17 protein-coding genes and 1 pseudogene are annotated in these 20,228 nt (G+C 72.6%); 6 read left to right on the forward strand and 12 right to left on the reverse strand.

Annotated elements, in window-relative coordinates; genetic code table 11:
• Nucleotides 1-109: 109 nt before the first annotated feature.
• Complete coding sequence (locus IH80_RS0127240) at nt 110-1,219, reverse strand: NAD(P)/FAD-dependent oxidoreductase (protein WP_051809994.1); 1,110 nt, start codon at nt 1,217-1,219, stop codon at nt 110-112.
• Complete coding sequence (locus tag IH80_RS41040) at nt 1,219-4,617, reverse strand: LodA/GoxA family CTQ-dependent oxidase (protein WP_051809996.1); 3,399 nt, start codon at nt 4,615-4,617, stop codon at nt 1,219-1,221. The genes IH80_RS0127240 and IH80_RS41040 overlap by 1 nt, the downstream gene beginning before the upstream one ends.
• 252 nt (nt 4,618-4,869) lie before the next feature.
• Here IH80_RS41040 and IH80_RS39750 point away from each other — a divergent pair, with 252 nt between their 5' ends.
• Together IH80_RS39750 and IH80_RS0127255 are read left to right on the forward strand one after the other, a co-directional pair.
• On the forward strand, nt 4,870-5,712 hold the full coding sequence (locus IH80_RS39750; RefSeq protein WP_051809998.1) for a 50S ribosomal protein L11 methyltransferase: 843 nt from the start codon (nt 4,870-4,872) through the stop codon (nt 5,710-5,712).
• Between the two features lie 89 nt (nt 5,713-5,801).
• A complete protein-coding gene (locus IH80_RS0127255) occupies nt 5,802-6,710 on the forward strand; it encodes a glycosyltransferase family 2 protein (protein ID WP_030964014.1) in 909 nt (302 codons plus the stop codon).
• Between the two features lie 60 nt (nt 6,711-6,770).
• On the opposite strand, the gene IH80_RS41045 is transcribed toward IH80_RS0127255, so the two are convergent.
• The 6 genes from IH80_RS41045 to IH80_RS0127285 form a co-directional block, all read right to left on the reverse strand.
• Complete coding sequence (locus IH80_RS41045) at nt 6,771-7,973, reverse strand: 2OG-Fe(II) oxygenase (protein WP_051809999.1); 1,203 nt, start codon at nt 7,971-7,973, stop codon at nt 6,771-6,773.
• Nucleotides 7,970-9,076, reverse strand: coding sequence for a radical SAM/SPASM domain-containing protein (locus IH80_RS0127265; protein WP_078906768.1), 1,107 nt, complete (start codon nt 9,074-9,076; stop codon nt 7,970-7,972). Before IH80_RS0127265 ends, IH80_RS41045 begins: the two co-directional genes overlap by 4 nt.
• A 22-nt stretch (nt 9,077-9,098) precedes the next feature.
• Complete coding sequence (locus tag IH80_RS0127270; RefSeq protein ID WP_030964018.1) at nt 9,099-10,217, reverse strand: radical SAM/SPASM domain-containing protein; 1,119 nt, start codon at nt 10,215-10,217, stop codon at nt 9,099-9,101.
• Complete coding sequence (locus tag IH80_RS0127275) at nt 10,214-10,450, reverse strand: hypothetical protein (RefSeq protein ID WP_030964019.1); 237 nt, start codon at nt 10,448-10,450, stop codon at nt 10,214-10,216. The genes IH80_RS0127270 and IH80_RS0127275 overlap by 4 nt, the downstream gene beginning before the upstream one ends.
• Nucleotides 10,451-10,458: 8 nt before the next feature.
• On the reverse strand, nt 10,459-10,770 hold the full coding sequence (locus IH80_RS0127280) for a hypothetical protein (protein WP_158943637.1): 312 nt from the start codon (nt 10,768-10,770) through the stop codon (nt 10,459-10,461).
• Nucleotides 10,771-11,442: 672 nt separating this feature from the next.
• The gene (locus IH80_RS0127285) at nt 11,443-13,560 is read right to left on the reverse strand and encodes an MMPL family transporter (protein ID WP_030964023.1); all 2,118 of its coding nucleotides are present in this window, start codon (nt 13,558-13,560) and stop codon (nt 11,443-11,445) included.
• Between the two features lie 72 nt (nt 13,561-13,632).
• Here IH80_RS0127285 and IH80_RS0127290 point away from each other — a divergent pair, with 72 nt between their 5' ends.
• Together IH80_RS0127290 and IH80_RS0127295 are read left to right on the forward strand one after the other, a co-directional pair.
• Nucleotides 13,633-14,148 carry a MarR family winged helix-turn-helix transcriptional regulator gene (locus IH80_RS0127290; protein WP_199819311.1) on the forward strand — a complete coding sequence of 172 codons (516 nt, stop codon included), beginning with the start codon at nt 13,633-13,635 and terminating at the stop codon, nt 14,146-14,148.
• A 119-nt stretch (nt 14,149-14,267) separates the two neighbouring features.
• Nucleotides 14,268-15,632 (forward strand): NAD(P)/FAD-dependent oxidoreductase, encoded by a 1,365-nt coding sequence (locus tag IH80_RS0127295; protein ID WP_030964025.1) that lies wholly within the window; start codon nt 14,268-14,270, stop codon nt 15,630-15,632.
• Between the two features lie 34 nt (nt 15,633-15,666).
• On the opposite strand, the gene IH80_RS0127300 is transcribed toward IH80_RS0127295, so the two are convergent.
• A complete protein-coding gene (locus tag IH80_RS0127300) occupies nt 15,667-16,107 on the reverse strand; it encodes a VOC family protein (protein ID WP_030964026.1) in 441 nt (146 codons plus the stop codon).
• A gap of 121 nt (nt 16,108-16,228) precedes the next feature.
• The gene (locus IH80_RS0127305; protein WP_030964027.1) at nt 16,229-16,624 is read right to left on the reverse strand and encodes a nuclear transport factor 2 family protein; all 396 of its coding nucleotides are present in this window, start codon (nt 16,622-16,624) and stop codon (nt 16,229-16,231) included.
• Nucleotides 16,625-16,689: 65 nt separating this feature from the next.
• On the opposite strand from IH80_RS0127305, the pseudogene IH80_RS46240 reads away from it, so the two are divergent.
• A pseudogene (locus tag IH80_RS46240) lies at nt 16,690-16,993 on the forward strand (hypothetical protein); the annotation flags it as partial.
• A gap of 184 nt (nt 16,994-17,177) precedes the next feature.
• On the opposite strand, the gene IH80_RS0127310 reads toward IH80_RS46240, so the two are convergent.
• A complete protein-coding gene (locus tag IH80_RS0127310) occupies nt 17,178-17,765 on the reverse strand; it encodes a hypothetical protein (RefSeq protein ID WP_030964028.1) in 588 nt (195 codons plus the stop codon).
• Nucleotides 17,766-17,924: 159 nt separating this feature from the next.
• Nucleotides 17,925-19,217 carry a HEAT repeat domain-containing protein gene (locus IH80_RS0127315; protein WP_051810002.1) on the reverse strand — a complete coding sequence of 431 codons (1,293 nt, stop codon included), beginning with the start codon at nt 19,215-19,217 and terminating at the stop codon, nt 17,925-17,927.
• Between the two features lie 227 nt (nt 19,218-19,444).
• Here IH80_RS0127315 and IH80_RS0127320 point away from each other — a divergent pair, with 227 nt between their 5' ends.
• The gene (locus tag IH80_RS0127320; protein ID WP_051810004.1) at nt 19,445-20,227 is read left to right on the forward strand and encodes a lysophospholipid acyltransferase family protein; all 783 of its coding nucleotides are present in this window, start codon (nt 19,445-19,447) and stop codon (nt 20,225-20,227) included.
• Nucleotide 20,228: the final 1 nt, after the last annotated feature.

The following is a 20,228-nucleotide window of genomic DNA, read 5'->3' on the forward strand; positions in this document are numbered from 1 at the left end:
TCCCCAATACCGTCAGTGTGACCCCTTCCCCGTGGGCTCACACCCTCACTGTATACCCCTGGGGGGTATATGCAAGCCCTCGGGCCGCGCCGTCCCGGGGCCGGGGGGCTCAGGGGTGCCGTCTGTTCCAGAACGGTGTGTTCCAGCGCCGCTCTGCGCCGTAGCAGACGAGCCGTCCTCTCAAGAACTCCTCGTGGCTCGCCCCGACGAGTTCGGCGTAGGTGCCCAGAGCCGTGGGATCGCCCGACGCGTCGGCGTGGACGGCGTCGGCCGCCGCGATGCCCGTGGCGAGGGCGGTGACGATGCCCCTCGCGGCGATCGGGTCGCACGCGGTGGCGGCATCGCCCACCGCGGCCCATCCCGCAGCCGCCGCGGGGACGGTGCAGGAGGTCGCCGCCCGTACGACGCGCAGCCCGGACGGCGGGGCCACGGCCGCGCGGTCGAGGCGCCGGCGCAGCAGGGTGGTCTCCTGCAGCGCCCGCCACCAGCCGTCCGGCCGGTGGAGTGCCCGGCCGGCGACGAGGTCGGCGTCCGTCACCGCCATGACGAAGCAGGAGCCTGCGGGCAGCGGTGCGGTGTACCACCAGCCGAACGGGGCCGACTCGACCAGCGAGGTCCGGGGCGGGGCGTGGCCCGAGGTGTCGTACGGCAGGCGGGCGGTGAGGGCGACCATGCGGTCGGTCTTCACGACGGTGGCTCCCGCCTGACGTGCCAGGCGGGCCCCTGCGCCGGTGGCGTCGATGAGGTACCGGGCCCGGAGGCCGCCGCCGGGGCCGAGGGAGAGCTGCCAGTGGGCCCCGGCGCGCCGCGCCGATCTGACGCGGGCGGTGCGCAGGCGGGCACCGGCCAGGCGGGCGGTGTCGAGGAGCGTCCGGTCGAAGTGGGCGCGGTCGAGGTGCCGGCCGGTTCCGTGGGGGCTGGACAGGAAGTCCACTTCACCGGGTGTCTCCGCGCCCCAGAGCGACTGGTTGCCGAGGCACGGGGTGTGGGGGCCGGCGGCCACCGCCTCCAGTGCGCCGAGGCGCCGCAGCAGGGGCCCGGCCCGGGGCGCCAGGCTCTCCCCGGGTTTCCACCGGGGTGTGCTGCCCGGGTCGACGACGGTGACGCGGGCGCCGTGGCGGGCGAGGGTGATCGCGGCCGCGGCGCCCGCCGGTCCGGCCCCGGCGATCACCACGTCGATCACGCCGTCGCCGCAGGCGTCGGTCCTCGGTGCCCGCATCAGTGCACGGCGCCCATGCCGTAGACGTGCAGAGGGGCTCCCGCCACGACGCCGGCACCGGCACCGGCACCGGCGCGCTCGGCCGCCAGCGGGGCCGAGAGGAGCGGCCGGTTGTCCGGCGGTGTCAGGTCCGGCAGCGGACAGCCGGCAGTGATCCAGTCGATGGTGATCTGGTGGCCGGTCCTGCCCGTGCCGGGCACCACACCGGCGTAGGCCCTGCCCATGCTGGTCGCGGGGCGGAGGAGGGCGAGGAAGGAACTCTCCTCCGGGCGGCCGGGAGAGATGAGCTCGTTGGCGGGGTGGACGAGTGCGCTGAGCAGGAACGCCGTGGGCCGGGTGAACCACCAGGCGACCGGCTCCCGCCTGGTGCGGGCCGGATCGTCGGGGTCGGGGCCGGTGATGCGGATCCCGGTGTGGGCCGCCGAGCCCGTCTGCCGCGGGCGCAGGGTGTCGACGAGCCGGATCATCGCCTGGAGCGGGGAGAGCAGGGGATGGCCGTCGGGCGGCAGGGCGAGTGAACGGGTCCACTCGCGCCACAGTTCGAGCTCGCTGTCCTCGAACACCTTGTACATGGGGCCGGAGAACGTGGTCAGTTCGAAGAAGGGGCTGTTCTGCGGCTCCCCCGGCACGATCAGTCCCGACTCCTGGAGTTCGCGCAGAAGACCGGGAGGGTCGAGGAACCAGTCGTTGATCCTGTTGCCGCCGAGCTGCTTGCCGTTGTGGTTCATCCGGGCGAACGGGGCCTTGCGCCGGATCAGTTCGAGCAGTCGTTCCTGCGGGTCCGGCCGGTCGGCCACCAGGGCCCTGAGGTCGTCGGAGAGGGTGCCGACGATGAGGAAGGCCACGTAGCCGTCCCAGATGCGCCGCCAGTGCTCCTGGACGGCTTGGTCCCCGCCGTTCTCGTACACCTCGTCCAGGTGGAGCATGACCGCATCGCGGGCCTTGGCACCGTGCCCCGCCGCCGCGTTGTCGATGCCGATGTGCATCCGGTAGAACTGCGAGTTGATGCCGTGGTAGTCCAGCAGCCTCACGACCGGCACGATCTCCAGAACGTTCCATTCCAATTGCAGCGTCATTCCCAGCAGTTCCGGGAGGAAGCGCTGGGAATGCTGCGAGATGGCCAGCTGGAAAGCGCTTGCCGTGTACGCCGAATCGAGCATGTCGGGAAGCATGGCGAACTGGTGGGAATCCACCGGCGGAAGGTAGATGCCCACGCTGTGGAGCAGGTCGGCGTAGAGGTTGGAATGGTTCAGGGCGGGGTCACCGCCGCCGATCTCGTCCATCCAGATGGAGAACAGCAGTGAACGGACTTCGTCGATCGGCCCCAGGGGCGTGATGTTGCGCAGCCAGGCCCCGTCCAGGAGGTTGAACGGGGCGAACTGGCGGATCCGCTCGATGACGTCGCTGCGGGTGCGCAGCGGGTCGAGCGCCGGGTCCGCGTCCTCCACCCGTTCCGCGATGTCCGTGTAGATGAGCTGCAGCCGGGCTTCGAAGGCCTCGCGGGTGTACCGGAACGGACGCAGCATCACCGGGAACAGGGGGTCGGACTGTGCCGTCCTGGCCTGCGCCAGAACCGCCTCCGCGTAGTACCGGGCGGCCTCCGCCTGTTCGGGGTGGCGGTCGGGGTGCTGGAGCATGTGGAACCAGTCGCGGTCGCTGAGCCCGACGTGCTCCGCGCGTTCGGTCTCGACCAGCATCGTCTCGCCCGACTCGCCGGTACGGGCCACGACGAAGCCGAGGCGGCTCCATTTCTCCACCATCTCGTTGTCGCCGGCGTGCTCGCGCAGCAGTGCCCAGCGCCTGGCCACCCTGTCGCGGTACTGGTCCTCGCTCTCGTCCGGCAGCGGGTCGAGCAGCGGGGGGTAGACCGGCTGCACGCCGACGCCACGGGCCCACGGCCGGCGGTACACGCTGAGCTCGGTGGGTTCCCAGGCGGCCTCCGCCGTGCTGATGAGCCGGCGGTACTGCTCCTCGGGCAGGACGTCGTCCGGGCGTTGGGCGGGCCACCAGTGCGTATGGCATTCGTAGAAGTCGGCGTGCCACGGCACGGCCATGTGCTTGGTGACGTCCCCGGCGGAGAGATCCTCACGCAGGCGGAACGGCCCCGCCCAGGTCGACGGCTCGGCAGCGATGTACGTCATCTCGATGCCGGGGAAGAAGGACGCCCCGACGCACGCCTCCAGGGCGGCCCGGACCAGGGCGTGCGGCTGCTCGGCAAGGGGCAGGTCGCTCAGCGGCACCGCTGCGGGCGGGGCCGTGCCGTCGGCGGTGAAGTCGCCCGCGGCCCAGCGGCGCATCCGTTCGTACTGGCCCGGCAGGAGGGACATCCACGTGCGGGGTTTGCCGTCGACGGGGTCTCCGTCGTCCCCCGCGAGCTGCGGCATGAAGGCGTAGCCGGCCTGGACCACGTCCTCCGTGCCGGGCGTGCGCAGCCGGTCGAAGACCGACGTGCGCACACCCGAGTCCTCCGGGGCGTTCGATGCCAGGCGCGCGAGGCGCTCGGGGTCCAGGAAGTCGCCCTGCGTGCCCGTGCCGTGCCCTCGCAGGGCGTTCGCGTTCACCCATGAGTAGCCGTGGACGCGGTCCAGCAGCGGGCGGACGTCACGGGTGAAGGAGACCTCCTCGGGCCGCGGCGACCAGCCGGCCTCCTCGGCTACCTCGCGGGCGACGTCGTACAGGGTGACCAGGTTCGTGGTGTCGGGTGAGAAGTCGGGGGGAGCGACGATCACCCAGGCGGATCGGACGGGGACCGTGCGGTCCGCACCGAACCGCACGGTGGCCGTGACCGGTCCGTCGGAGGTGTCGTCGTACCAGTGGTCGTTGTTCGCGTAGTGGGTCACGGGGTTGTCCGGCCTGACGGAGGCCGCCTGCCCGAGGCCGCCCAGGACCAGGAGCCGGCCCGCCCCGTCGGTGCGCAGCTCCCCGAGGGGAACGGGCCGTCCGAGGAAGGTTCCGGTGTCGAACCGGGCGTCGGTGCCGTCGGCGTCCGGGCCCTTCACCCGGCGCGGCCCCGGCGTGATCGTCAGTGTGGCGCGCGCCTGGGGATCGGCGGGATCGACCTGCTGATTGCGCCGGTTGTCCGGGGACCGGGACGGGTGGAAGCGTCCGCGGAACCGGAACCAGGCCGCTTTGGTGTTGGCCAGCTCGACCGACCACTCCACATCCGCGTCGGCGGCCGAGACCTCGCCCAGGACGTTGCCGTCCTTGTCGAACGCGTAGAGACGAAAGCGTGCCGCCTGGCGTTTGACCCGTCCTTCGCAGTCCTTGAATCCGCCCTCGGGGTGCACCGTGATTCCCGGTGACTCCGGTCCGACGAAATAGGCGTCCGGGCTGTTGCCGACCCGCGCGATGCCGATGGTCGGGTGGATTTCGCAATGGGCGATGTCGTCGGGATTCAACCAGGCCTCCGAATGGGCTGGAAACCTCCGTCTGGAAACCTCCGCATGGTCGCACGGGCGGGAGCGGGAAGGTCCACGCCGCGCCGGGCGGTCGTCGTGGGCCGGTCCCCGGCCGTCAGGGGCTACGGTGAAACGACGGTTCTGCGACGTCGGAAACTGATGGGACATTCACGGATGACCTCCTTGCCCGCCGCGCCTCCCCGGAGCGGGGAAATCCCGATTCAACAGGCGATTCCGCCCTGGCACTTCGCCATGATGAACGACCGGGAACGCAATCGCGCCTATCGGAAGGCGATCGAGGCGACGGTCCGCCCCGGCGACCTCGTCCTGGACATCGGGACCGGCGCCGGTGTCACGGCGCTGATGGCCGCTCGCGCCGGCGGGCACGTCGTCACCTGCGAGAGCAACCCCCACACGGCGTTCCTCGCGGACCGGGTGATCCGCGCCAACGGCTACGGCGACCGCATCACGCTGATCCCGGCATCTTCCACCGAACTCGTCGTCGGCCGCGACCTGCCCCGGCAACCGGACGTCGTCACCGCGGAGATCTTCGACTGCGGGCTGATCGGGGAGTCGGCCCTGCGAGCCCTCGACCACGCCCACCGCGAGCTCGTCTCCACCACCACGCGCCTCGTTCCCCGCGGCGGCCGCCTGTGGGCGCAGCTGGTGGAGAGCGAGAGCCTGCACGGGCTCAACCAGGTGGGTGAGGTGGAGGGCTTCGACCTGAGCCCGTTCAACGTCGCGAGCACCCGGGGCTACTTCCCGGGCCGCGTCGACCGTCATCCCCATACCGTTCTGGCTCCGGCCTTCAGGCTCCTCGACTTCGACTTCGGTGAGCCGCCCGCTCCCCGCACCCGGCACCTCACGGTCCCCGTCACCGCGGACGGGACCGCGCACGCCCTCGTCATGTGGTTCGAGCTCGACCTCGGCGGCGGCATCAGGGTGAGCAACCACAGTGCGGGCTGCGGTCACTGGGAGCAGGCGGTGCAGACCTTCCCCGCCCCGGTCGCGGTGAGGGCGGGCACGGCCGTCCGTCTCACGGCCCGGCACGACCTCGACGCGCTGAACCTCGCCCTGGAAGCGGCACGGCCATGAGGGGCCGGGGCGGCCGGCGGGACGGGACGGCGCAGCCGCGCACGGCCGGCCCGCGCGTGACGGTGATCGGGGCGACGAGGAACGCACGGATGGCGACCCGTCTGACGTACGCGTCGTTCCGCCGCCATGCTCCCGGAGGCGTCCGCGTGCTCGTGGCCGACAACGGGTCCACCGACGGCACCCTGGACGACCTGCGACGGCTGGACTGGCTGACCGTCGTGTCACTGGACGAGCGCAGGCGCCGGGCCCGGGAGGAGGCGGCGCAGGCGCGCAGGACGCTGGAGAAGCTGCGACGGGACCTGGACGCGCTCGTCGCCGAGTGCCCGCCGGGGCAGCGGTCCGTGCTCGACGGGCTCAGGACCGGCGTGGAGATCGTGGTCCCGGACGACGGTGAGCTGTGCCGGCACGCCACCGCGCTCGACTGGCTCGCGCCGCAGGTGGACACCCCGTACTTCCTGCTGCTCGACTCCGACGTCGAGTTCCTGGCGCCGGGCTGGCTCGAGGATCTCGTCGCTCTCGCGGACGCCGAGGGCCTGGCAGCGGTCGGCGAGTTCGAACCCGGCCGGTTCCCCTGCCGGGACCGCCTCGCCACCTACCTGCTCCTGCTGCGCACCGACGTGTTCCGTGCGCTCGGCGTCCCCTTCCGCCCGCTGCTGCGGTTCGGTGATCCGCGGGAGGAGGAGCGGTGGTACGCGCGCGCACGCCACCACGTGCTCGATCCGTCGGCTTTCGACGGCTTCCCTTCGGCGGCCTTCTACGACACCGCGGCCGTTCTGTTCGAGCGCCTGCAGCGGGAAGGGCTGCCGTGGAGGCCGTTCCCGCCGGCTGTCGCGGCGAAGTTCCGCCACCTCGGGCAGATGTCGTGGTCGGCCGATGCGCACGACGACTACGCCGGCGTCGAACTCCTCCGCGAGCACGTGCGGGTGGCCGGCGAGTACGCCGGTGCCCGGCTGCGGGACCACTACGGCGGCGGGCTGCCGGGCCGGCAGCCGGTCTGACCCGCCGGCGGCCGGCAGAGCCGGGCGCGGCACCCCGCGCGGGGCGGGCGGCGCGAGCGTTCAGGAGCAGAGCGTCGCGGTGATGTCCGCGACGGCGGGAGGAGGGATCAGGGATCCGAACAGCTCCAGCCGGCCCAGGATCTCCTCCGTCTCGGCGCCGGACACTTCGATGCCGGGGACCTGTTCGCGCAGGCTGGCCCAGGAGATGAGGAAGACGCCCGCCACGGTACTGCCGTCCAGTGCGGCGGCCTGCGCCTCCCCGAGGACACCGGCGAGGAACCCCCCGCCGGGGGCGGGCCGGTCGGTACGGCGGTCGAGTGCGGTGTAGAGGTGGACGAGCCGCTCGGCCCGCGGGCCGATGGCCTCCTGCAGCGGGGCCCGGGCGTCCGGGGACAGGAGGGCGGTGCCGAGGCCGAGAGGGCCGTAGACGCCGTGGAAGAGCCCGGCCGTGCACACGTCGGGGTCGCATCCCCAGGACCGCAGGATCGCGTGTGTGCCGAGCAGGTGGTCGGCCAGCGGCCGTCTTCGCACCCGGTGCCCGCCGGCGGCGGCCCGCCGGCCGGCGTGCGGGACCTCGTGGGCCCCGATCCGCTCCAGGAAGTCCAGGACAGGGGCGGGAACGGCCTGCGCGTGCCGTCTGCGGTGCGGCTGCTCGCGTTCGTCCGCGGCCCAGTACGACAGGACCAGGCTGTACCGGATGCCGCTGCGCACGGGCAGGACGGAGTGGAAGGAGCGGTCGGACAACTCCATCAGCACCGCGCTGTTGTGGACCGCCGGGACCCGCACGGCGTCGTCCACGGCGGAGCGGGAGTGCTGGAGCAGCAGTTCTCCCCCTGTGACGGGGGCGGCGGCCGGGGCGAGCGAGACGACAGCCCGATGGGTCTCGGTGAGGTCGTGCGGCACGTCGGTGTGGGTCTGGATGTACTGCCCGGCCACCAGCTTGTGCGCGGCTGCCTCGATGCGCCGCCGCTCCACCGGGCGGCCGAAGACCTCCTCCATCCGGTCGGCCACCCGCAGCAGCGTCGTGCCGAGGCCGGCCGAGGGGGTGAAGAGCAGGTCGAGGATGTTCGTGCAGCGGTACTGCTCGTAGAGACCGGTGCGCTCGAGGGTCCAGGAGCCCTGGCATTCCAGCCAGTCGAGGATCCGTGTCGCGGTGTCGTCGTCGAGGAGGGCGTCGAGGAGGGCGTGCGGGTACGGTTCGCGCCGGAGCGCCGGGGAGCCGGCCGGTGAGGTGGCTCCCGCATCGCTCGTGCGGCCGGTCATGGGCGCTCGGCCGCCACGGGGTGCGCGCGGACGTGGCGGATGAAGTCGGCCTGCCCGCAGCATCCGCCCGGGGGTTCGGGGTCGTGGCGCGCGGCCATGTACGTTTCCATCGGGCACCCTCCCCGGCACACGTCGACCTCGGGGCACTGCTGCAGCGAGGCCTCTTCCTCGCCCCGCTCGGTGACGACCACGTTCATGTTCGGGCTGCGCCGGATGTCCTCGAAGTCCTGGTGCATGATGTTGCCCCAGCGGTAGCGCGGGTCGCCGAGCAGGTAGCAGCAGTGGTTGACGTCGCCGTTGGCCTCGACCGTGTAGAGGTTCCCGAAGCAGTTGCCGGCGAACGTGCACGGCAGGGAGCCGCCGGGGGTCTTCGCCAGCCGGTGCCGCACCGTGGCGATCTCCCGGATCTCGATGTCCGGGTCGCCCTGGGTCCGCCACCGGTCGTACAGGCCGATGAGGAACTCCGTGCGTTCCTTGGTCGTGATGTAGTGATCGGTCCTGGTGCCGGGCGGGGCGTGGGGCTGGGGCTCGGGCATGGCGAAGTTGATCCCGTAGTCGCGGATTCCGACCTCCTCCATGAAGTCGAAGAGCGCGTCGGGGCCGAGGGCGAGGGTCTTGCGGTCCACCACCGAGATGACTCCGACGCCGAGTCCCTCGGCGCGGAGCTTCTCGTAGCCGCGCAGGGCGCGTTCCAGGGTGGGACGGCCGACCGCGTCCACGCGCTGGCTGTCGTGGACCTCGCGCGGGCCGTCCACGCTGATGCCGACCTGCCATTCGTACCGGCGGAAGAAGTCGATCCACGCCTCGCTGATGTGCAGGGCGTTCGTGTGAATCGAGTTGACGATGGGCTGTCCGGGGCGGCGGAAACGCGCCTGTACGGCCATCACCTTCTCGAAGTACCGGATCGGGATCAGGGTCGGCTCGCCGCCGTGCCAGAGGAATTCGACCCCGCGGTGCTCGGGGTCGGTGAGCGCCGCGGCCGTCATGCGGGCGGCCACGTCGAAGGGCATTCTCTGGTCCGGTCCCGACCGCCAGTCGTAGCAGTACGTGCACCGCAGATTGCACAGGCGGGTTACTTTGACAATGAGCCCGACGTCGCGCATCGCGTGTTCTCCCTGGGGTCGGTCAGCCTGATGCGGCCGGAGCCGGTTCGGTGTTCAGCGGCGGGTTCGCACGGATGTGTGCGATGAGGGGACGCAGGCCGCAGCAGTCCTCGCGGTGTTCCGGGTAGTGCTGGCGTGAGGTGTGCCGTACGTGGGGGCACCAGCCGTGGCAGACGTCGAACTCGGCGCAGGACCGCATCCGTTCGCGGTCCTCGGCGTGTTCCTCGGCCCGTTCGTTCAGGAGGGCGTTGCGGCGGACGGCGGTGAAGTCGTCGGTGTTGATGTTCCCCCAGCGGTAGCGGGGGTCGTCTCCGAAGTAGTCGCAGTGGTGGACGTCGCCGTTGGGTTCGATGCGGTAGACCACGCCGAAGCAGCGGCCGGCCAGAGTGCACGGCGAGGGCGTTCTGCCGTGCAGGGACTCCACCAGCGCGGCCAGTTCCCGGATGTGGACGTCCGGCCCCGTGTGGCTGCGCCAGCGGTCGTACAGGCCGATGAGGAACCGGGCGGACTGCCCGGGATCGACGTAGTGCCGTCCGTCGCCGTGCCCGATCTCGCCGGCCAGGGCGTCCGGCATGACGAAGTTGAGGCCGCACGCGCTGATGTCGTGCTCGACGAGGAAGTCGAAGAGGGCTGCGGGGCCGAGGTCCAGGGCCGCCCGGTCCACGACGACGCCGACGCCCGGTTCGATCCCGTGGTCCCGCAGCAGCCGCAGCCCTTCGATGGTCCGGGCCCATGTGGGGCGGCCCGCCCGGTCGACGCGGTAGCGGTCGTGGACGGCAGCCGGGCCGTCGATGCTGATGCCCACGTCGATGTGGTTGTCCACGAAGAACCGGGCCCACTCCGGCGTGATCCGCGTGGCGTTGGTCTGAATGGCGTTCCTGACCAACTGGCCCGGCTGCCGGAAGCGTTGCTGAAGGTGCAGTGCCTTCTTGAAGAAGGCGAGGGGAAGGACCGTGGGCTCACCACCATGCCAGTCGAACCCGGCCGAACGGTGGTCGGGGTGGCCGAGCGTCCTGGCGACGAGCCGTGCAAGTGTGGCGAAGGACATGGTGTTGCCCTCACCCGCGCGCCAGTCGTAGCAGTAGGTGCAGCGCAGGTTGCACAGGCGCGTTGCTTTGACGATGAGTTCCACACTGGTCATTGCGGCCGCCGGAACTCCGTTTCGAGTTCACGGACGAGGGCTTCTTCCGAAGCGTCCAGTACGTCTGCCTGTTCCATGCGCATCCGGTCGTGCGGGCCGGTGTGCCGCCAGGCGAGGTCGATGAGGATCGCGCGTTCCCTGTCGGAGAGTTCCGCGTCGCCCCAGTCGACCAGCTTGGCCGCGAGACTGGCCGCTGTCTGCCGGTCCGGCTGTACGGTCGTGGTCGGTTCCATGCCGTTCCTCACCTCTGTCGCTGGATGAACCTCACCCATGACGGGCCTGCTTCCTTGATGTACACGCGCTTCTCGGGGCCCTCCTCCTCGTACCGGAAGCGGTACAGGAGGCTCTCCAGGGGTACCTCGATGCTGAACTTGTTGAATTTGAAACCGCGTTCTTCGAGGCTCGACCTGTCCTGCTGGACGTCCTCGGGGGGAGTCAGCATCGCTTGCAGCAAGACCTTCTCCTTGTCGTCGAGGCCTTCGCTCCACTGCTCCAGCTTGCGGACGAATGCCGTGACCTCGTCCTGTGAGATGCTCTCGTGCTCCTCGGCCATGACGGCCTCCCTCACGTGGGGTGGTGCGCCATCCCGTCGGCCGGCCCCCGCATCGGCGAACAGGGACTCGACCCGGGCAGGTGCAATTGATCACACCTCTCGAGCATCCCCTACAGGTGCGACCGGCGCCTTGTCCGGCACGCCGGGTACGGCGTGCCATGCGGGTGAAGGTGGGCGGGGGCGGACCGGGGCCGCCGGGCCGGGCGGCAACGCCTGGTGCGGGGCGGACTCTTCACGGCCGAATTGTGGAACGGTCAATCAAATGGCGAGAGGGGCGGCCCGGTGCGGCCGGCGATGGCGGGCGCGGGCGTGCGCATCTCCGCCGCAAGGACGGTGACCGGTAAGGCCGTTGGGGCCCGGGCGGGCGTCCGATGCGGAGCAGTGCGGTCAGTGGGTTCCCAAGTGGGCCGGGGTTGAGGGGTTTTGGCTGATCGTCGGCGGGATCGCGGCCGGCGGAGGGCATGCGTGCGGCGGTGTCGTGCCGTGCGCGGGAACGCAGGGAAATCCGCCGGAACGCGGGCCCGCGGCCCGCGCCCGGCATTGCCGGCGGCTCCCCCATCGCCAAGGACATCAGCCCGGCGGAGGGCGCACGCCTGATCCGGTGGAGGGCCGGGTGCGGCCGGCGGCCCGGCCTGCCGCCCGGGTGCGGTCGGCCACCTGCGTGGCCGGCGGTCAGCCGGCGGGCGCCCGCACCGGCAGGTCCCGGTCCGCGGTGGGGCGGGCCAGGGTGCTGGGCCACCAGGCGCGCGGGCCGATGTCGACGACGAGGGCGGGGACGAGCAGGGAGCGCACGACGAGGGTGTCCAGCAGGACGCCGAAGGCGACGATGAAGGCGATCTGGACGAGGAAGGCCAGTGGGATCACCATCAGGGCGGCGAAGGTCGCGGCGAGGACGACACCGGCGGAGGTGATGACGCCGCCGGTGGTGGTGAGCCCGCGCAGCACGCCCTTACGGGCGCCGTGGGTCAGGGCCTCCTCGCGTACGCGGGACATCAGGAAGATGTTGTAGTCGACGCCGAGCGCGACCAGGAAGACGAATCCGTAGAGGGGTACGGAGGCGTCGGTGCCGGTGAAGCCGAGCAGGTGCTCGAAGACGAGGGCCGAAACGCCGAGTGTGGCGGCGAAGTTGAGGGCCACGGTGGCCACCAGGAGGATCGGGACGAGCAGGGAGCGCAGGAGCAGGACGAGCACGAGGACGATGACGGCGAGGACGACCGGCACGATGACGGTGCGGTCGCGGGCGGCGGTGGTCTGGGTGTCGTACTGCTGGGCGGTGTAGCCGCCGACCAGGGCGTCGGCGCCGTCGACGGCGTGCAGGCGTTGGCGCAGCCGCTGGACGGTGTCCTTGGCGGCGTCGCTGTCCGCGGCCGCTTCCAGCGTCGCGTCGATCCTCACCCGGCCGTCCACCACCAGGGGGGTGCCGGGGCCGGGGCGCCCGGTGGTGGTGACGGGGGCGGCGGAGGCGACTCCGTCGGTGTCCTGGGTGACCGCGGTGACCCGGGCGGCCCGGTCGGCGGTGGCGATGATGACCGTCGGGTTGCCGGAGCCGCCGGGGAAGTGCCGGCCCAGGGTCTGCTGGGCGGCGACCGAGGGTGCGTCGCCCACGAAGATCTCGTCCAGCGGAACTCCCTTGGAGGACAGGCCGGGTGCGAACGCGGCGAGGGCCAGGAGGACCAGCGTGGTGGAGGCCCACACGCGGCGCGGAGCCCGGTCGACGAGGGCGGCCACCCGGCGCCACACGCCGTGGCCGCCGCCTTCGGTGTCCGCGGGCGCAGGGGTGGCGGGCCAGTAGGCGGCGCGGCCGGTGAGGACCAGGAGGGCGGGCAGGAAGGTGAGGGTGGCGAGCACCGCGCAGAGGATGCCGATCGCCCCGACCGGGCCCAGCGCGCGGTTGTTGGTCAGGTCGCCGGCGAGCAGTGCCAGCAGGCCCAGGGCCACGGTGGCCGCGCTGGCCGTGATCGCGCCGGCCGAGCGGCGCACGGCCGTCCACGCGGCGCGCGTACGGTTTCCCCCACGGGTGGCGAGTTCCTCCCTGAAGCGGGCGGCCAGGAGCAGCGCGTAGTCGGTCGCCGCGCCGATGACGAGGATCGACAGGATGCCCTGGACCTGTCCGTCGACCCGGACGATGTCCCGTGCGGCCAGCCCGTACACCACCGCGCAGGCCAGGCCGAGGGCGAGGACGGCGCTGAGGATGATCATCAGGGGGAGCAGGACGCTGCGGTAGACCAGCAGCAGGATCAGCAGGACCGCGCCGAGCGCCACCCCGAGCAGCAGACCGTCGATCCCCGAGAACGCGTCCGCCAGGTCGGCCTGGCTCGCGGCCGGGCCTGCGATCTGCGCGCTGGTGCCGGGCACCTGCCGGGCCGCCGCGCGGACGTCCTCCAGGACGGCGGGCAGTTCCTTGCCGAGGTCCGGGGCGAGCGGGACCACGGCCTGCAGGGCGGCGCCGTCGGCGGAGGCCGTGGCCGGGGAGGGCGTCCCGGCGATGCCCGGCCGGCCGGCCAGGGCCGCGACGGCCCGGGTGGCGGCCTGCAGCCGGGCGTCGTCCACGCGGCCGTCCGTGGCGGTCCACAGCACGATGGCCGGCACCGTCTCGGAGCGCTCGTAGGCCTTGCGGGCCTGCAGCACCTGGGTGGATTCGGCGCTGCGCGGCAGGAACGCCGCCTGGTCGTTGGTCGCGACCTCGCCCAGCCTGCCCGCGTAGGGGCCGAGCATCCCTCCGATCGCCAGCCAGACCACCACCAGTACCAGGGGGATCGTCCGGCGTACCCAGCGTGATGCTCTCACCATGTCCGTCCTCAGAACGCACCGACTATGTCAGCGATAAAGTATCTCAATCATTGAGAGATCTTATGCTGAGGTATGCGCAGCGCCGACGCCCCCTCCCAGACACCCCCGCCCCCGCCCCCGTCTCCGTCCCAGGACCCGGGCGGGCTGCAGTCCTTCGCCGTCCTGCTGCGTCATATGAACGCGGAGTTCAACCGCATCACCCAGGAGTTCGCGCAGGCGCAGGGGCTGCACCTGACCGACGTACAGGCCCTGATCGCCATCCTCGACGCCGACCAGGACGACGCCGAACCGGGCCCGATGACCCCCGGCCGGCTGCGCAAGCGGATGAACCTCACCTCCGGTGCCGTCACCGCCTGCCTGGACCGGCTCGAGAGCGCCGGCCACATCCACCGGGTCCGCGCCGAGGACGACCGCCGGGTGGTCCATCTGCACTACGCGCAGGCCGGCCGGACCGCGGCCCGCGACTACTTCCGCCCCCTCGCCGACGCCACCGACAGCGCACGGCGCCGGTTCACCGCCGACGAACTCGCCACCGTCGTGCGCTTCCTCGCGGAGATGAACCGCCAGCTCGACCTGGTGCGCCGGTGAGGTGAGGCGCGGCGCGGCCCCCGCCGTCCGCAGGTGTCCGTCCCGCTTGCGCGTGCATGGAACGGCCTGCGGGGGAAGGCGTGCCGGGGAACCCGTACACCCGAGAAGGGACGGACACCATGGCACGACCGAGGATCGTCGTCGTCGGCGCGGGCTTCGCCGGCGTCGCCTGCGTACGCCGTCTGGAGCGGACGCTGTCACCCGGGGAGGCGGAGATCCTGCTGGTCACTCCGTTCTCCTACCAGCTCTACCTGCCCCTGCTGCCGCAGGTGGCCTCCGGGGTGCTCACGCCCCAGTCCGTGGCGGTGTCGCTGCGCCGCAGCCGCCGCCACCGGACCCGGATCGTCCCCGGCGGGGCCGTCGGCGTCGACACCCGGGCCAAGGTCTGCGTCATCCGGAAGATCACCGGGGAACTGGTGGACCAGCCGTACGACCACCTGGTGCTCGCGCCGGGGAGCGTGACCCGGACCTTCGACATCCCGGGCCTGGCCGAGCACGGACGCGGGATGAAGACGCTGGCCGAGGCGGCTCACCTGCGCGACCACGTGATCGCCCAGCTCGACCTGGCCGACGCCGCCGCACCGGGCTCGCCGGAACGCACCTCACGGCTCGGCTTCGTCGTGGTGGGCGGCGGCTACGCGGGCACCGAGACGGCCGCCTGCCTGGAGCGGCTGACCACGAACGCCGTCGGCCGCTACCCCCGGCTGGACCGGCGCGAGATCAGCTGGCACCTCGTGGACGTGGCCCCGAAGCTGATGCCCGAGCTCGGCGACCGGCTGGGCCGCGCCGCCCTCGACGTGCTGCGCCGCCGCGGCATCCAGGTTTCGCTCGGGGTCTCCGTCGCCAAGGCGGGCCCCGAGGACATCACCCTCACCGACGGGCGCGTGCTGCCCAGCCGCACCCTCGTCTGGACGGCCGGGGTCGCCGCGAGCCCGCTCATCGCCACGCTCGGCGCCGAGACCGCCAGGAGCGGCCGGCTCGTCGTCACCCCGGACCTGCGGGTGCCGGGGACGGACGGCGTGTTCGCGCTCGGTGACGCGGCCGCCGTGCCCGACCTCGCCGGCGGCGACGAGGGCGCCGTGTGCCCGCCCACCGCCCAGCACGCCATGCGCCAGGGCAAGGTCGCCGCCGACAACCTCGTCGCCACGCTACGGGGCACACCGCTGCGCCGGTACGTCCACCAGGACCTCGGGCTGGTCGTGGACCTCGGCGGCCGCGACGGCGTATCCCGCCCGCTCGGCATCGGCCTGCGCGGCATGCCCGCCCAGGCCGTGGCCCGCGGCTACCACTGGGCGGCGCTGCGCACCGGCGCCGCGAAGACCCGGGTGATGACGAACTGGCTCCTGCACGCCGTGGCCGGTGACGACTTCGTCCGGACCGGCTTCCAGACGTACAAGCCGGGGACGCTGCGCGACTTCGAGTACACCGACCACTACCTCACCCCGGAGGAGGTACGGGCCCGTACGGCGGCCGGCGGCCGCTGACCGCGCCGGCGGTCCTCCGGGGAGGCCGCCCGGGTCAGCCCAGTTGCTCGGCCAGTCCGACGATGACGCCGTCCGGGCCGCGGAGGTAGCAGAGCAGATGGCTGTCCTCGAACCGGGCGATCTCACCGACGAGTTCGCCGCCGTGGGCGCGCAGGCGGGCGACGGTGTCCTCGATGTCGTCGACGGCGAACATGACGCGGTGCGTGCCCACGATGTTGTGCGGCCGGTCGCGCGGTCCGGCGCCGATCGCTGCGGGGCTGCGGTACTTCGCCAGTTCGAGCCGGCTGTGTCCGTCGGGGGTCCGGAGCATCGCGATGTCGCAGCGGACACCGTCGAGTCCGGTGCAGCGGTCGGCGAAGGGGCCCTCGACCTCTCCCCTGCCCTCCAGTTCCATGCCGAGTTCCTCGAAGAACGCGACGGCGGCGTCCATGTCCTCGACCACGATGCCGACGTTGTCCATCCGCTGGATCGCCATGCCGGTCCCTCCTTCTTCCTCGTGCGGCCGGGACGGAGCCGCAGCCGCGTTCCCGGCGTCTTCGGCGTTCCCGGCGTCTTCAGGTCCCCCAACCCACGCGACCCGTGCGGCTGTTGCCCGGTCACGGCGCGTGCTGTGGCTCCATGGGTTCGACGAGAGCGGCCCGCCACTCGGGGCGCGGGTCGGCGCCGGGGCTCGTCCAGTACTCCCGCCCGCGGACGATCCGCCCGTCGCGGACGGTCCAGAACGACGCCGCCCGGAACACCCCGACGCCTTCGTGCGGTACCTCGACCTCGGAGACGACCTCGTCACCGCCGGCGACGATCCGCAGCACGCGGATCGCCCAGCCCTCCGGGTACGCGGAGTTCACCGCGACGTAGTTCCTGCCGCCCACGATGCGTTCGCCGCTGACCGGCCACTCCACGACGGCGTCCTCCGCGACCAGCCCGGCGACACCGTCCCAGTCCCGCGCCTGGATCCGGTCCCACAGCGCTTCCACCACCCTCCACGACTCCATACGCCACACCCTGCCAGAGACTCCCCCAGCAGGCGCCCGGGACGGTCCCTGCCGAATCCGGGTCGCCGGAGCTCACCTGCGCCGGGCTCGGCCCGCTCGCCGGCGCCCCGGTACGCGTCGCCGGGCTCTTCGGCGGCGGCCTGCACCGCACCACACCGGACGGCTGGACCCCGGCCGTCGTCAGCCCCGAGCGGCCCCACGACCGGGTCCTCCTCTCCGCCGACGGCGGCTCCCACCGGGGCCGGCGGGAGGGACGTGGTGGCACGTCTTCCCCTCCGATTCCCCTCCGAGTACTCGCAACTGCGCGCAGCCGGGTTCTCCCCCCCCGGCCTGACCCCGGCCGCAGCCACCAGCAGCGACCCCACCCTTCCGGACCCGGCCGGAGCTCCGTTTCGACGACCGGGCGGACGGCGGCGCTCGGAGAGGGGCGTGACTCCTGGGCGGCGGGGTCGTTGGACGGGGAGGTCAGCGAAGTACAGGAGGGTCCCGGGGCGACTCGGGGCCCTCCTGCTGTCTGCTGTCTGCTGACGCGCCGCGGCCGTCGCCGCGCCCGTCACCGGTCCTGGGCGGTCAGGAGGAGCACCAGGGCCTTGGACCGGGTCGTTCCGAGCCCGGTGGCCACCGTCTCGGCGGACACACCGTCGTCGCGCAGCGCACCGGCCGCCTCCCGCCCGACGCCGGCGGCGATCCGCTCCAGCACACCGACGGCGCGCGGCGCCGCCATCGGTGCGTCCGCGGCCGTGGCGGTCAGCTGCTCGGCCACCGCCACCAGGAGGGCGGCCAGCGGCTCGGGCAGCGGGGCCGCCCTGTCGCGGACGAGGGACAGGTGGGCGTTCCAGTCCGCGAGCGGTCCGGTGAGGTCGACGTCCGCCTCGTACAGGGGCCGGTCGCCGATGGAGGACCAGTCCAGCTGGTATTCGGCGGCACCCCGCCATCCGCACGCGCACACCGCCCGGAGCGCCTCGGCGCGCCGGCCGCGGTGCCGGCGGCCGTCGTAGGCCGACCAGTGCGTGGTCGACGGCATGTTCGGGCCGCTCCCGACATCGAAGTACACCGGCCCCGGCTCACCGCCGTCGGCGAGGACACCCACCGCACCCGCGTGCGCGTCCCCGAACTCCGCCGTCCACCAGTCCCATTCCACCGGCGCACCTCCTTCCGGCCGTTCCCGCCGGACACCCTGCCCCGCCCCCGCGCCCGCCCGACACCCCCGGCCGCCCAACAACGCGTGCAGTTGCCCCGCCCGGTACCGGCGGCTCGGACGCTTTCGGGCTCCGGTCTTTCGGGCTCCGGTCTTTCGGGCTCAGGCCGATGTCACGGCGTCGCGGCGCCACTTGTACCGCCACGCCACGTCGAGGCAGACCATCTCCTCGGCGCGGAAGCCGGGGCGCGGCGGGCCCAGGCGGTCCGCCGCCTCCACGCACCGCTCGTCCTCGTGGAGTGCGAGCCCGTACACGGCGACGAGCCGGACCCGGCGCTGCGGGTGGTGCAGGAGGGCCGCCATGGCGTCGGCCAGGACGGGATCGCCCTTGCCGGCATGAGGACGGGCGGTCCCGCCGGCGCTGTGGCAGGCCGCGATCCGTACGTCCGTGTCGTCGTCGGCCATGAGCGCGAGGAGTGCGTCTCGGGCTTCGCCGGACAGGGACGCGGGCTCTCCGCGCGTGCCGAGCCCGCCGGCCACCGCCTGCCGGACACCGGCGTCGGGGTGGCCGGCGTGGGCCAGGAGGGCGGCTTCGGCGCGCGGTCCGGCGTACGAGCCGAGGCCGTGCAGCACCTCGGTGAGGACGGCGGTGTCCGTCTCCTCGGCCGACCAGTCGGTGAGGGCGTCCACGGCGCGGACGCAGGCCTCGTCCTCGGAGCTGTCGGAGAAGAGTTCGGTCAGCCGCATCAGCTCGGCGCCGAACAGCCGGTGGGAGGGGTCGGTGTGCGTGCGCAGGGCCGTGGTGGCCGTCCAGGTCTGCGGGTCGCGCCGGTGGGACAGCTGGATGGTGGCCCGTGACCACGTGGTGTGGTCCGGGTCGTGGTCCAGCGCCCGTGCCATCAGCTCCTCGAACGGGGCGCGGATGCCGAGGAGTTCCTCCAGGTCCGTGAGGATCGCCCCGTGGCCGTCGCGTACGGTCGTCGCGCCGAGGGTGAGTTCGCCGACCGTGTGGTAGGTGTCGTCCTGGACCCGGGTCCGGACGGTCTCCTCCTGTGAGCCGGTGCGGCGCCGCAGTTCGGCTTCGGTTCCCGCCTCGTACCAGCTTCGCGCGAGGTCCCGCATCTCCTGCAGCTCGGACACGGGGTACCGGTCGCGGATGCTGTGATCCAGGAGGGCTTCCACGAGCGCGGGCGAGCCGGAGTCCACGGCCTCGCGCAGGGACGGCAGCTCGTGCGGCGCGCACTGCCCGGCGTCGGCGCCGCCGGTGAGCAGCAGTTCGGCGAGGTCCCCGCGGAAGGCCCGGGCGGCGACGCCGAACGCCTGGGACACCTCGTCGTAGTTCTTGTCCGCCTCCAGGAGGCACTTCACCAGGAAGGTGTCCCCCGCCCGGACGGCGGCGACCAGGGGAGGTTCCGCCCCGTCGCTCGCAGGCCCGCTCGCATCCCTCACGTCCATGACGTCACTCCCCCGACTCCCCCGGCTCCCCGTCGCGTTCCCTGCGGGTCAGCCAGTCTAGGGCTGTACGGATCTTCCTCTCGGCCGCCGGGTGCGTGCGGTGGCGGCTGTGCCGCGGTGGCACGACCTTTCGGGGTGGTACCGCGACCTTTCGGGCTCCGGGTCCGTTGGTGGTGAAGTCCCTCGTGCGAAGGGACGTGCTGCCGCAAGAGACAGGAGGCTGGTCCGTGTCCGAGAGCTTGGCCGATGTCATCGGGGCCGCCGGGGGCGAGCTGCGCTTCCTGCGGAGGCTGCTGGGAGACGTCGGCGAGGACGCCTGGGAACGGCTCCTCGAATGGCTGATCGACGACTGGTTCGGGCTGGAGGTGCTGGGGCTGGAGAACATTCCCGCCGACGGGCCGGCGGTGCTCGTCGCCAACCACTCCGGGGCCTGGGGGCTGGACGCCTTCGTGCTGCAGAAGGCCCTGCACCGGTCGCTGCAGCGCTCCTTGTACGTGCTGGCCGCGCCGTTCGTCCTGCGGCTTCCCGTGCTGGGTTCGTACGCCGTGAAGAAGGGCGGCGTGCCCATCGATGCACGGACGGCCATGCAGCGCCTGAGCGCCGGTGAACTGATCGTGGTGTTCCCCGAAGGGGTCTCCGGGCTGGAGAAGCCGTTCCGCGAGCGGTACCGGCTCCAGCCGTTCAACCCCGGCTTCGCGGTGGCCGCCCTGCACGCGGGAGCGCCGATCGTTCCGGTCAGCGTCATCGGGGCGGAGGAGTCCTCACCGAGGATCGGGGAGGTGCCCGCGCTGGCGAAGCTCCTGGGACTCCCCTGCTTCCCGCTGACCTCGCCCTTCCCGTTGCCGGCGAAGTGGCTGATCAGCATCGGTGAGCCGATCGCGCCGCCCGAGCGGCCCCGGGGCCCCGGTGCCCGCTCGGCGGCCGCCCGGTGGCTCTGCGCCGAGGTCCGGGCCACCGTGCAGGACATGGTCGAGCGGGAACGGGAACGGCGGAACGCCTTCGTACGGTAGC

Source organism: Streptomyces sp. NRRL S-378 (assembly GCF_000720645.1).
GTDB lineage: Bacteria > Actinomycetota > Actinomycetes > Streptomycetales > Streptomycetaceae > Streptomyces.